The sequence below is a fragment of the Streptomyces sp. NBC_00569 genome (assembly GCF_036345255.1).
Taxonomy (GTDB): domain Bacteria; phylum Actinomycetota; class Actinomycetes; order Streptomycetales; family Streptomycetaceae; genus Streptomyces.
Map to the genome: position 1 here is coordinate 7,861,336 of NZ_CP107783.1, position 11,682 is coordinate 7,873,017.

Annotated in this window: 9 protein-coding genes and 5 tRNA genes; 8 read left to right on the forward strand and 6 right to left on the reverse strand. The window is 73.2% G+C overall.

Annotation, left to right across the window (positions count from 1 at the left end; translation table 11 throughout):
• Positions 1-43 precede the first annotated feature (43 nt).
• The 4 genes from cbiE to OHO83_RS35395 all read left to right on the forward strand — a co-directional run bounded on the left by cbiE (position 44) and on the right by OHO83_RS35395 (position 7,407).
• Positions 44-1,255, forward strand: a complete 1,212-nt coding sequence (gene cbiE, locus OHO83_RS35380) for a precorrin-6y C5,15-methyltransferase (decarboxylating) subunit CbiE (protein ID WP_330280273.1) — start codon at positions 44-46, stop codon at positions 1,253-1,255.
• A 355-nt stretch (positions 1,256-1,610) separates the two neighbouring features.
• Positions 1,611-5,090 carry a nicotinate-nucleotide--dimethylbenzimidazole phosphoribosyltransferase gene (gene cobT / locus OHO83_RS35385; protein WP_330280274.1) on the forward strand — a complete coding sequence of 1,160 codons (3,480 nt, stop codon included), beginning with the start codon at positions 1,611-1,613 and terminating at the stop codon, positions 5,088-5,090.
• Between the two features lie 165 nt (positions 5,091-5,255).
• Positions 5,256-6,491 (forward strand): uroporphyrinogen-III C-methyltransferase, encoded by a 1,236-nt coding sequence (cobA, locus tag OHO83_RS35390; protein ID WP_266668472.1) that lies wholly within the window; start codon positions 5,256-5,258, stop codon positions 6,489-6,491.
• An 88-nt stretch (positions 6,492-6,579) separates the two neighbouring features.
• Positions 6,580-7,407, forward strand: coding sequence for a TrmH family RNA methyltransferase (locus OHO83_RS35395; RefSeq protein ID WP_266668470.1), 828 nt, complete (start codon positions 6,580-6,582; stop codon positions 7,405-7,407).
• A 7-nt stretch (positions 7,408-7,414) separates the two neighbouring features.
• Here the strand turns inward: OHO83_RS35395 and OHO83_RS35400 are convergent, their stop codons facing one another.
• Positions 7,415-8,683: a serine/threonine-protein kinase gene (locus tag OHO83_RS35400; protein WP_266668468.1), complete on the reverse strand. Its 1,269-nt coding sequence runs from the start codon at positions 8,681-8,683 to the stop codon at positions 7,415-7,417.
• Positions 8,684-8,879: 196 nt separating this feature from the next.
• Between OHO83_RS35400 and OHO83_RS35405 the strand changes: the two genes are divergently transcribed.
• The 4 genes from OHO83_RS35405 (at position 8,880) to OHO83_RS35420 (ending at position 11,073) form a co-directional block, all read left to right on the forward strand.
• Positions 8,880-9,155, forward strand: coding sequence for a hypothetical protein (locus tag OHO83_RS35405; RefSeq protein ID WP_266668466.1), 276 nt, complete (start codon positions 8,880-8,882; stop codon positions 9,153-9,155).
• 209 nt (positions 9,156-9,364) lie between these two features.
• Positions 9,365-9,571 carry a hypothetical protein gene (locus tag OHO83_RS35410; RefSeq protein ID WP_116503303.1) on the forward strand — a complete coding sequence of 69 codons (207 nt, stop codon included), beginning with the start codon at positions 9,365-9,367 and terminating at the stop codon, positions 9,569-9,571.
• 200 nt (positions 9,572-9,771) lie between these two features.
• Entirely contained in the window at positions 9,772-10,719 is a 948-nt protein-coding gene (locus OHO83_RS35415; protein WP_330280275.1) for a phosphotransferase family protein, read from the forward strand.
• A 69-nt stretch (positions 10,720-10,788) separates the two neighbouring features.
• Entirely contained in the window at positions 10,789-11,073 is a 285-nt protein-coding gene (locus OHO83_RS35420) for a TFIIB-type zinc ribbon-containing protein (protein WP_116503309.1), read from the forward strand.
• A gap of 54 nt (positions 11,074-11,127) precedes the next feature.
• Here OHO83_RS35420 and OHO83_RS35425 read toward each other — a convergent pair.
• The 5 genes from OHO83_RS35425 to OHO83_RS35445 form a co-directional block, all read right to left on the reverse strand.
• Positions 11,128-11,199, reverse strand: a tRNA-Val gene (locus OHO83_RS35425).
• Between the two features lie 42 nt (positions 11,200-11,241).
• Positions 11,242-11,313, reverse strand: a tRNA-Val gene (locus OHO83_RS35430).
• A 43-nt stretch (positions 11,314-11,356) separates the two neighbouring features.
• Positions 11,357-11,428, reverse strand: a tRNA-Val gene (locus OHO83_RS35435).
• A 1-nt stretch (position 11,429) separates the two neighbouring features.
• Positions 11,430-11,503 (reverse strand) — tRNA-Cys (locus tag OHO83_RS35440).
• A gap of 37 nt (positions 11,504-11,540) precedes the next feature.
• Positions 11,541-11,613 (reverse strand) — tRNA-Gly (locus tag OHO83_RS35445).
• Positions 11,614-11,682: the final 69 nt, after the last annotated feature.

Sequence of the window (11,682 nt, forward strand, 5' to 3'; positions counted from 1 at the left end):
CGAGCCCGTTCGACCCGCGAGAACCCCCAGGAGACTGACGACGATGGCCGACCGGGTCACGGTGATCGGCTGGGACGGCTCGCCCCTGACCGCGGCGGCACGCTCCGCCCTCGGTGCCGCCACCCTCGTGGCGGGCGCGGGCCACCACCTCGCCCTTCCCGAGCTCCCGGGCCGCGCCGAGCGGATCAGGCTCGGCAGTGTGTCGCTCGCCGCCCGCCGCATCGCCGCCCACCGCGGCACCGCCGTCGTCCTCGCCGACGGAGACCCCGGCTTCTTCGGAGTCGTACGCACTCTGCGCGCGCCCGAGTTCGGCCTCGAGGTCGAAGTGGTCCCCGCCGTCTCCTCCGTGGCCCAGGCCTTCGCCCGCGCCGGCATGCCCTGGGATGACGCCCAGGTCGTCGTCGCCCAACGCCGCACCCTGCGCCGCGCCGTCAACGTCTGCCGCGCCCACCCCAAGGTCGCCGTCCTCACCTCGCCCGGAGCGGGCCCCGCCGAACTCGGACTGCTCCTCGAAGGCGTCCACCGCACCTTCGTCATCTGCGAGGAGCTCGGCACCGACCGCGAGCAGGTCACCGTTGTGACCAGCGACAATGCCGCCGACCACACCTGGCGCGACCCGAACGTCGTCATCGTCATCGGCGGCCCGACCGCCCCGTCCGACGACAGCGCCTGGCTCGCCGGCGGCGCCCCTTCGGCCACCCCGCGCGGCTGGGCACTGCCCGCCGCCGAGTACGGCGGCCGCCTCGGCGAGGGCGAGACCGAGCCCCTGCGCGCCGCCCAACTCGCCCGCACCGGGCCGCGCGTGGGCGACCTCGTCTGGGACATCGGCTGCGGCAACGGAGCCTTCACCGCGGAGGCCGCCCGCTTCGGCGCCGCCGTCATCGCCGTCGACCGGGACGCCGACGCCTGCGCCCGCACGCTCGCCACCGCCCGCCGCTTCGGCGTGCAGCCGCAGATCGTGCACGGCACGGCGCCCCACATCCTCGAAGACCTGCCCGAACCCGATGTCGTACGCATCGGGGGCGGGGGAGCGGCCGTCGTCTCCGCCGTCGCGGACCGCCGTCCCCGACGCATCGTGACGCACGCCGCGACACGCGATGCCGCCGAACTCATCGGCCGGGACCTGACGGAGCACGGCTACCGGGTCGAGTGTTCGCTCCTGCAGTCCGTCGAGCTGGACACTCGCGCCTGGACCGAGAAGGAGCGGACCGTGGGGTTCCTGCTCTCCGGGGAGTTGCCCGACCGCAACCCGTGACCCCGTCGCTCCGGGGCGCGCTGTAGGCTGGCCGATCGTTGTACTGCACCCGGACGTCCGGCTTTCCGTCGGTCAATGTCCGGAAAACGCGCCACTTTTGGGGTGCGTGTGGTACGGCAGGACCGGAGGATGCGCAACGTGGCGCAGTCCACAGCGGGCCGTGCCCGATCCAGGTGCGGTGGCAGCCGGCCGAGCGGGACAATACCTGTTGTCCTCAGCCGGCTCGTGCCGCACGGCACTCACGCTCGTTCTTCATGACGGGCGGTCGGTGCGCCGCTCCGGTCACTGGGGTCGCATCCCCGGCCGACGGCCGGGGGCTGCCGAAGAAGCACTAACCGATGGGCGAGGGGTACGCATGACCGACACCGGCCAGGTTCCGGGCGAGGGGCTGCCGGAGAACGCAGGCACGGTGGAACAGCCGGGCGTCCCCGCCCCGGGTGCGTACACCTTCCTCGACCCCTCCGAAACCCCCACCGAAGACGACGATCTGCTGCTGATGCCGGGTTCGCAGGGCGCCTGGGGCGAGCCGCAGGCCGCCCCGATGCCCGCCCCGCACGAGCCGGGCCCCCACGAGACGGCGGGCCGGGACAGCGGCCAGGTCGACCTGAACGGCGTCCGAGTGCCGGGGCCCTCGCCCGCCCCGCACCCCGGGCCCGCGCGTCGCCCGCTGCACATGGGCCCGCCGGTGCCGGACGGCACGGGCAGCCCCGTCCGTTCGCTCGCCGACCGAGGCCCCGCGCACACACCGCCGAACCCCATGCCGGTACGTCAGGCGGGCCCGCCCACCACGGAGCCCGAGTACCTCGACATCCCGCGCGACGAGACGGGCGCCCCGGCGCCGCAGCTCGGTGAGATCCCGCCGCAGGGCGCCGCTCCCTGGGGCGTGCAGGAGCCGCAGCAGGACTTCGAGGCGCCCACCGCGGAGGTCGCACAGGAGCTCGCGCCGGAGGCCGCAGCAGAAACGGTCGTCCCGGACGCCACTCCCGTCGCACCGGCCGCCCCGACGCAGCAGACCGTCGGCGACGCCCCCGTGTTCGCCCCGGCGCCGCAGCAAGCGCAGGACCTGCAGGACCCGCACGCCGCGCAGGCCGAGCAGCCGGCGGAGGCCACGGTGGCCCCGGAGTTCGCCGTCCCCGAGGAGGTGCCGGTGTACGCGGCGGCTCCCGACGCTGTCCTGTTCGCCGAGGAGCAGGCCGCGCCGGCCGAGTACGCCGTCGACTACTCCTCCGCTCCGAACGGTGTGCAGTTCGCGCCGGTCGGGCAGGGCCCCGAGAGCGCCCAGTTCGCGGTGCAGCCCGAGCCGGTGGCCGCCTACGCGGGGCATCAGCAGATGGCCGCGCACCCCGGTGAGCTCCCCGTCGACCCGCACTCCGGCCAGTTCGCCATGGCACCCGAGGCGGTCCAGGGCCGGCATTTCCCGCAGGCTCCCTCCGAGGGTCCGGCGGACCAGGCGGCGCAGCCGCTCGGCCAGTTCGTGCCCGTCGAGGGGACGATCCCGACCACGCCGCACCTCGCGCCGACGCCGCCGCAGCACATGGTCGTGCCGCCGCTGCCGGAACCCGCGGCCGAGTCGCCCGAACAGGCGGCGCCCGCCGCCCCGGCCCCCGTCCTCATCGACGAGGCCCTCGAAACACCCGACGCGGACCAGGTCCCCCAAGCGCAAGAAGCACACGAAGTCCACGTGGTACCCGAGACACATGACGCGCACGCGGTCGACGACGCGGCGCACGCGATGAACGAAACGCACGCGACGAACGAGCCGCAGGCAACGCACGAAGCCCCTGAGATCCCTGAGGTGACTGAGATCCCCGAGGCGGCTGAGCTCTACGCGACCGCCGGGGTGAACGAGGCGCCCGAGGCGTTCGAGGCGCCCGCCGAGGCATCTCCCGTGCTCCCCGTCGCCGTCGCCGAGACCCCCGTCCCGGCCGAAGCGCCGCAGATCGCCCCTGAGGCCGCCGAGCCCGTCGCGGAGACCGGGCAGACGCTCGTGGAGGCTGCGCCGGAGACCCTCGTCCCCGCCGCCCGCGAGGCCGACCCCGCCCCTCAGGACGTGACGGACGCGACCCCCGAGACGCCGCCGGCCCCGGCCGACGACCACGCGGGCCCGGCCGCTCCCGGCTACGACGAGGCCGAGCGCGAGGCCGTCCTGCGAGTCATGCGCGAGCGCCGCGACATCCGTAACGGCTTCCGCAGCGACCCGATCCCGCACGACGTGCTGCTCCGCGTCCTGGAGGCCGCCCACACGGCGCCGTCCGTCGGCCACTCGCAGCCCTGGGACTTCGTCGTCATCCGCTCCGCCGAGACCCGGCGCACGATGCACGAACTGGCCATGCGCCAGAAGGACGCGTACGCCAAGTCCCTGCCCAAGGGCCGCGCGAAGCAGTTCAAGGAACTGAAGATCGAGGCCATCCTCGACACCCCGGTGAACATCGTCGTCACCGCCGACCCGACGCGCGGCGGCCGCCACACCCTCGGCCGCCACACACAGCCGCAGATGGCCCCGTACTCCTCCGCGCTCGCCGTCGAGAACCTGTGGCTCGCGGCCCGCGCCGAAGGTCTCGGCGTCGGCTGGGTCAGCTTCTTCGACGAGCGCGAGATGGTCCGCACCCTCGGCCTGCCCGACCACCTCGAGGTCGTCGCCTACCTCTGCGTGGGCTACGTCGACGAGTTCCCGGACGAGCCCGAGCTGATGCAGGCCGGCTGGTCCAAGCGACGCCCGCTGTCCTGGGTCGTCCACGAGGAGACGTACGGCCGCCGCGCCCTGCCCGGCGAGGACCCGCACGACCTGCTCGCCGAGACCGTCTCCAACATCCGCCCGCTGGACGCCAAGGCGCTCGGCGAGGCGTGGGAGCGGCAGAAGCGGATGACGAAGCCGGCCGGCGCGCTCGGCATGCTGGAGATCATCTCGGCCCAGCTCTCCGGCCTGTCCCGGATGTGCCCGCCCCCGATCCCCGAGCCCGCGGCCGTCGCGATCTTCGCGGGCGACCACGGCGTGCACGCCCAGGGTGTCACCCCGTGGCCGCAGGAGGTCACGGCCCAGATGGTCGCCAACTTCCTGGGCGGCGGCGCGGTCTGCAACGCGTTCGCGAACCAGGTCGGCGCCGAGGTCTGCGTCATCGACGTGGGCGTGGCGAGCGAACTCCCGGCGACCCCGGGCCTGCTGCCCCGTAAGGTCCGGGCCGGCACCGCCGACATGACCACCGGGCCCGCGCTGAGCCGTGAGGACGTCAAGGCGGCCATCGAGGTCGGCATCGAGACGGCCCGTGACCTCGTCGCGGCCGGCAACAAGGCGCTCCTCACCGGCGAGATGGGCATCGCCAACACCACGGCGTCGGCCGCCCTGATCTCGGTCTACACGGGCGTCGACCCGTCCGAGGTGACCGGCCGGGGCACGGGCATCAACGACGAGACCCACGCCCGCAAGGTCGAGGTCGTCCGTCGCGCGCTCGACCTCCACCAGCCGGACCCGGCCGACCCGATCGGCGTCCTCGCCGCGGTCGGCGGCCTGGAGCACGCGGCGATGGTCGGTCTCCTCCTGGGCGGCGCGTCGCTGCGCACCCCGGTGATCCTGGACGGCGTCAGCGCCGGCGCGGCCGCCCTGGTCGCCCGCGCCGTCGCCCCCGAGGTCCTCGCGGCCTGCATCGCCGGCCACCGCAGCGCGGAGCCCGGCCATGTGGCGGCCCTGAACAAGCTGGGCCTGCGCCCCCTGATCGACCTGGACCTCCGCCTCGGAGAGGGCACGGGAGCGCTCCTCGCCCTGCCCATCGTCCAGAGCGCGGCCCGTGCGATGCACGAGGTGGCGACGTTCGACTCGGCGGGCGTCACGGAGAAGTAGCAGGGCCGAGGGCGGCAGCCCTCACCGTCACAGGGGCGGGCCGGGACACGGGTCCCGCCCGCCCCGTACGCTGAACCCGCACGTCAAAGGCCCGCTCCAGCGCCGAAGCGAGCCTCGTAGGCATCACCCGTCACACGCGCCACCCGCACGAGGAGCCGCACGCCCATGGCCGCAGAACACCCCGCGTACCCCGTAGGCCTCCGTCTCACCGGCCGCCGCGTAGTCGTACTCGGCGGCGGCCAGGTCGCCCAGCGCCGCCTCCCGGCCCTCATCGCGGCGGGCGCCGACATCCACCTGGTCTCGCCCACCGCGACGCCCTCGGTGGAGGCCATGGCCGACGGCGGTGAACTCACCTGGTCGCGGCGCCCGTACGCGGAGGGGGACCTGGCCGACGCTTGGTACGCCCTCATCGCCACCGGCGACCGCACCGCGAACGAGGCGGCCTCCGCCGAGGCCGAACGCCACCGCGTCTGGTGCGTCCGCTCCGACGACGCCGACGCGGCCACCGCCTGGACACCGGCCACCGGCCGCTCCGAGGGCGTCACGGTCGCCGTCCTGACCACCGACGCCGCCGGGCGCGACCCCCGCCACACGGCGGCCGTGCGCGACGCGATCGTCGAGGGCCTGCGCGACGGCACGCTCGTCGCCCCGCACCACCGCACCCGCGCCACCGGTGTCTCCCTGGTCGGCGGCGGACCCGGCGACCCCGACCTGATCACCGTGCGCGGCCGCCGTCTCCTCGCCGAGGCGGACGTCGTCATCGCGGACCGGCTCGGCCCCCGCGACCTGCTCGACGAACTCCCGCCGCACGTCGAGGTGATCGACGCGGCGAAGATCCCGTACGGCCGTTACATGGCCCAGGAGGCCATCAACAACGCGCTCATCGAGCACGCCAAGCAGGGCAAGGCCGTCGTACGCCTCAAGGGCGGCGACCCGTACGTCTTCGGCCGCGGCATGGAGGAGGCCATCGCGCTGGAGGCCGAGGGCATTCCGTACACGGTCGTCCCCGGCATCTCCAGCTCGATCTCCGTCCCCGGAGCGGCGGGCATCCCGGTCACCCACCGCGGCGTCGCCCATGAGTTCACCGTGGTCAGCGGCCATGTCGCGCCCGACGACGAGCGCTCGCTCGTCGACTGGCCCGCCCTCGCCAAGCTGCGCGGCACCCTCGTCGTCCTCATGGGCGTCGACAAGATCGGCAGGATCGCCGAGACCCTCATCGCGCACGGCAAGTCCGCGCAGACGCCGGTCGCCCTGGTCCAGGAGGGCACCACCGCCGCCCAGCGCCGCGTGGACGCGACCCTGGAGACGGTCGAGGAGGCCGTCCGCACCCACGAGGTGCGGCCCCCGGCCGTCATCGTCATCGGCGACGTCGTCGCGGTGGGCCCGCGGCGCACCGCCTGACCCGTCTCGAACCCCCACACGTAACCAGCGGTAACAGAACTCGCTCCGAGCCGTTGGCACCGCACCCAGGACAAGGCAGTATCAACCTGTGGCTGAAGCTCAAGGTCTCATCACCATCGAAGATCCCGACGACCCGCGCCTGCGCGACTACACGGGCCTGACCGACGTCGAGCTCCGCCGCAGGCGCGAGCCCGCCGAGGGCCTCTTCATCGCCGAGGGCGAGAAGGTGATCAGACGGGCCAAGCAGGCCGGGTACGAGATGCGCTCCATGCTGCTCTCCGCCAAGTGGGTCGACGTCATGCGCGACGTCATCGACGAGGTCCCGGCCCCGGTCTACGCCGTGAGCCCGGACCTCGCCGAGCGCGTCACCGGCTACCACGTGCACCGCGGCGCCCTCGCCTCGATGCAGCGCAAGCCGCTCCCGACCGCCGGTGAACTCCTCGCCACGCAGCGCCGCGTCGTCGTCATGGAAGCGGTGAACGACCACACGAACATCGGCGCCATCTTCCGCAGCGCGGCCGCGCTCGGCATGGACGCGGTCCTGCTCTCCCCGGACTGCGCCGACCCGCTCTACCGCCGCTCGGTGAAGGTCTCCATGGGCGCCGTCTTCTCGGTCCCCTACGCGCGCCTCGAATCCTGGCCCAAGTCACTGGAGTCGGTACGCGAGGCGGGCTTCAGCCTGCTCGCTCTCACCCCCGACGAGAAGGCGAAGAGCCTCGACGAGGTGGCCCCGCACAGGATGGACCGCGTGGCCCTGATGCTCGGCGCCGAGGGCGACGGCCTCTCCACCCAGGCCTTGGTCGCCGCCGACGAATGGGTGCGCATCCCGATGGCCCACGGCGTCGACTCGCTCAACGTGGGAGCGGCTGCCGCGGTCGCGTTCTACGCGGTGGCCACCGGCAGCCCCCGGTCCTGACCGGACCTCAGAGGTAGGGGCGCGGCAGCGTCTCCTGCGCGTGCACGCCGTCGCGCGGCTCACCGAGCCCGCGCGACGGCCCCTGGCAGCCCTGCGCCGCCGCGATCGCGAGCGCCACGAGCAGCGTCACCACCACGAACACGAAGAGCCGCTGGCGCAGCAGCCGCGGATTGGCGGGCCGTCGCTTCCCGGTCCCCGTCGTACGCGGCCCCTGCCGCCCGCCGTTGCTGCGGGGAGCAGCGGGGCGCGAGCCCGAACGCGTCGTGTTGCGGGGCGCGCCCGGCCTTGTGCTGCCGCCGGTCCGTGAGGAGCCGTTGCTCGGACGGGGCGGGGGAGTGCCCTGCGGAGCGCGGCGCTGCGTGCGCTGCTCCGCGTACTGCTCGGCGAGCCGGCCCGTGGGCCGGTCGGTGTCCCCGCGCGGGGCGGGCGGCCTTGCGTCGCCGAGGCCCTGCGCCTCGCGGGCCGCGATCTCCTTGAGCCGCAGGGACAGTTGGAGCGTGCTGGGCCGCTCCGCGGGGTCCTTGGCGAGGCAGGCCCGGATCAGCGGGGACAGGGCGTCCGGTACACCGTGCAGCTGGGCCTCCTCGTGCACGACCCGGTACAGCATCACTTCGGAACTGCCGTGCCCGAAGGGCGAGTCGGCCATCGCCGCGTACGCGAGGGTGGCGCCGAGCGCGAAGACGTCCGTGGCGGGCGTGACGGCGGCGCCCCGCACCTGCTCGGGGGCGAGGAACCCGGGGGAGCCGACAGCCGTACCGACATGGGTGAGCGTGGAGGCGCCGGTCGCCCAGGCGATGCCGAAGTCGATGATGCGCGGCCCCTTGGGCGACAGCAGGATGTTCGACGGCTTGAGGTCGCGGTGCACGACGCCCGCCTCGTGCACGGCGACGAGCCCCTCGGACAGCGCCGCACCGACCGCGGCCACGTCGGAGGCGGCCAGCGGCCCCTCCTCGGCGACCTTGTCGTGCAGCGAGGGCCCGGGGACGTACTGGGTGGCGAACCACGGCTTGTCGGTGTCGAGATCGGCCGCGACCAGGCGGGCCGTGCAGCCGCCCCTGATCCTGCGGGCCGCGGAGACCTCGCGCGCGAAGCGCGACCTGAACTCCTGGTCCTCCGCGAGATCGGGCCGGATCACCTTCAGCGCGACCCGCTGGCCACGTCGGTCGGAGCCCAGATAGACGACGCCCATCCCGCCCGCGCCGAGCCGCCGGTGAATCCTGAACGAGCCGACGACACGCGGGTCCTCGCGCCTCAGGCGCATCATCGCCATGTCCATCCCCGCTGCCCGGTCCGTTTGACGAGCGACAGCTTACGTTTCCACGGCCGGGTGCGCGCATAGGCCGCGCCCTCGCGATCCGATCGATTGTCAGTGCCCGGTGGGAAACTTGAGAGGTGGTCAGGGAAAGCGGGAGCGGTGCGACCCGCACCTGCCCTGATCGCCAACCATCCGTCGTAGAAGGGGGATTGGGCCTGTGAAGGGTGACCGAGTGGAGATAGTCGTGGACGCGGGGGACACGACGCGCACGTACGAGGTGGTGGCGAGTCGGGCGGGCCGCCGGGTCGAGACGGCGGTCCGCAGGGGCGTGGTGGAAGTGAGCGAAGTCACCCGCTCCGGATCTGTCGTGCGTACGGCACGATTCATGGCGACCCGCGTACTCGCCCTGGTCGAGCAGCCGGTGCCCAGGGAGGAGCCCTCGGAGGCGGCGGCCCGCGCCGGGCGTCCCCTCCGGGAAGACCCCGAGACCTAGCCCGAGACCTAGGTCCTCTTCTCCACCCAGGGGAGTAGGCGAAGGAGCGGCGGTCATCCTCCGGGAGGCCCGGCAATCGGTACGAGGGCATGACGCCCGTGGCGCCTGACGCGCCTAGATTTGAGGTCAAGCGGCGGGTGCAAGCACTCGTCCCCCGAGGTCAGGTACCCGCCGCTGCCAAACCGAAGATCTTGACCGGGAGAGGAACCATGGCGGACACGGCACCGCGGACGATGGTCCGCACGCAGGGACGCAGGGCATTCGCCGCGTTCGGCGGCCGTCGTTCCGAGCGCCGTCACCCCTTGGTGGCGACAGCCATGGTTCTTCCCCTGGCGGCCCTGCTCGTAGTCGTCTTCGGCGGCTGGGAAGCAGTGGTCACACAAGCGTCGTCCGTGGGCGTGATGCTGGGGCGCTGAGCGGCGCCCCAGGCCCGGAAGAGCGGTCCGGGCGGGGACATCCGGCCATGAAACCCCGTGGGGACGGGGGTGCGGCGGACGGCACATGATGGCCGCGCAGCTGGGGAGCTGCGCGGCCATTGTTCTGCCCGCGCACCGGCAGGACCCACCCGCCGGTCTCTGCATACGCTCGTGGTGACACCACCCGGGGGGAACCACCGATGACCGCATCCGTCCTGCTGCCCGCACTCACCGCCACGGCACGCCGCGCGGCGCACCCCGGTCAGGGGCCCTGCGCCTGCCCGGCCGCGGGCACCGTACTCGCCGACCGGGCGGACGGCACGGTCGTGCGCCACGGAGACATCGTCGCCAAGGCCCACGCCCCCGGTACGGATCCCGCCGAGCTCGGCGCCCGCCTCGCCGCGGCGGCGGCACTCCCCGGCATCCTGCTGCCGCCCCTCGCCCCGGTCGCGGCGGATGTGGACGACCGGCTCGTCACCGTCTGGCCGCACGGCAGCCCCGTGGACCCCGACGCCCCCGAACACGCGCCGTGGGAGGAGGCGGCCACGCTCCTGGCCCGCCTCCACGCGGTGCCCACGGCGGAACTCCCGGGCCCGCTCCCGCCGATGCGCGGCCCGGCCAAGGCGGCTCTCGCCGTCGCGCGGCTCCTGGCCGCCGGCCCTCACCCGGCGTCCTCCCCGATCCTGCGCGCCTGGTCGGGCCTGCCGCCCTGGGCCCGCGCCGAGAGCCCCGCCCGGCACGCGTCGGCCCTGTGCCACGGCGACCTGCACCTCGGCCAGCTCGTCCGCCGCCCCGCCGGCACCGGCCCCTGGCTCCTGATCGATGTCGACGACCTCGGCACCGGAGACCCGGCCTGGGACCTCGCCCGCCCTGCTGCGTGGTTCGCGTGCGGCCTGCTTCCCGCACAGGAGTGGACGAGGTTCCTCACCGCGTACCAGGAGGCGGGCGGCGCTCCGTCGCTCCAGGGCGACCCGTGGTCCACCCTCGACGCCCCGGCCCGCGCCCTCACCGTCCAGACCGCGGCGCTTGCCGTGGCCAAGGCCGTCGCGGCCGGCCGGGCGCTCGACGAGGCGGAGGAGGCCATGGTCGACGCCTGTGACCGAATGGCAGCGGTACCGGCCGAGTTGGCACACGGCGTGGCGAAGTAGGGTGCAACGGACCGATGCCGGGAAGTGTTCCGGCGAAGAAGTGCCGAACGGCGAGGAGTTGAGCCGACCATGCAGTGCCCCAAGTGTCATGCACCGATGCACACGTACAACCGCAATGGCGTCCAGATCGAGCAGTGCAGCGGCTGCCGGGGGATATTCCTCGACTACGGCGAGCTGGAGTCCCTGACGCGCCTCGAGTCCCAGTGGCAGCAACAGGTGCCGCCGGCGCCTCCGGCCCCGCAGGCGTACCCGTCGGCCCCCGCCCCCGCCTGGGGTGCCCCGCACCACGGCGGTCACCACGGTCACCACGGCCACCACAAGGGCGGCTTCGGCCGGATGCTCTTCTCCTCCTGAGCCGCCCTGCACATGAAGAAGCCCCCGGCCGAAAGGCTGGGGGCTTCTTGAGTGTGCGCGATACTGGGATTGAACCAGTGACCTCTTCCGTGTCAGGGAAGCGCTCTCCCGCTGAGCTAATCGCGCGGGACGGACCAGACTGTATCAGGACCCGTGAGTGGTACTGCGTGCGCGATACTGGGATTGAACCAGTGACCTCTTCCGTGTCAGGGAAGCGCTCTCCCGCTGAGCTAATCGCGCGGGGTTTCGGACCGTCGGGAAGATGACCTTCGCGATGATCCAGTGGACGATACTGGGATTGAACCAGTGACCTCTTCCGTGTCAGGGAAGCGCTCTCCCGCTGAGCTAATCGTCCTTGGAGGTGGAGACGGGATTTGAACCCGTGTAGACGGCTTTGCAGGCCGTTGCCTCGCCTCTCGGCCACTCCACCAGGAGTGTGGGGGTTCGGGAAGATCCCCCACTTCCTGAGCGGACGACCAGGTTCGAACTGGCGACCTCAACCTTGGCAAGGTTGCGCTCTACCAACTGAGCTACGTCCGCTTGTCGTTTCCGTTTCGCTTGCGCGTCCCGGCGACGTGTTGAACTCTAGCGGATTCCTGGGCCAGTACA

What these genes read in the sequence shown, in the direction of transcription:
- cobA (WP_266668472.1), top strand. Translation starts at nt 5,256, where the DNA reads ATGGCCGCAGAACACCCCGCGTACCCCGTAGGCCTCCGTCTCACCGGC.
- OHO83_RS35415 (WP_330280275.1), top strand. Translation starts at nt 9,772, where the DNA reads ATGACCGCATCCGTCCTGCTGCCCGCACTCACCGCCACGGCACGCCGC.
- OHO83_RS35410 (WP_116503303.1), top strand. Translation starts at nt 9,365, where the DNA reads ATGGCGGACACGGCACCGCGGACGATGGTCCGCACGCAGGGACGCAGG.
- cbiE (WP_330280273.1), top strand. Translation starts at nt 44, where the DNA reads ATGGCCGACCGGGTCACGGTGATCGGCTGGGACGGCTCGCCCCTGACC.
- cobT (WP_330280274.1), top strand. Translation starts at nt 1,611, where the DNA reads ATGACCGACACCGGCCAGGTTCCGGGCGAGGGGCTGCCGGAGAACGCA.
- OHO83_RS35420 (WP_116503309.1), top strand. Translation starts at nt 10,789, where the DNA reads ATGCAGTGCCCCAAGTGTCATGCACCGATGCACACGTACAACCGCAAT.
- OHO83_RS35400 (WP_266668468.1), bottom strand. Translation starts at nt 8,683, where the DNA reads ATGGACATGGCGATGATGCGCCTGAGGCGCGAGGACCCGCGTGTCGTC.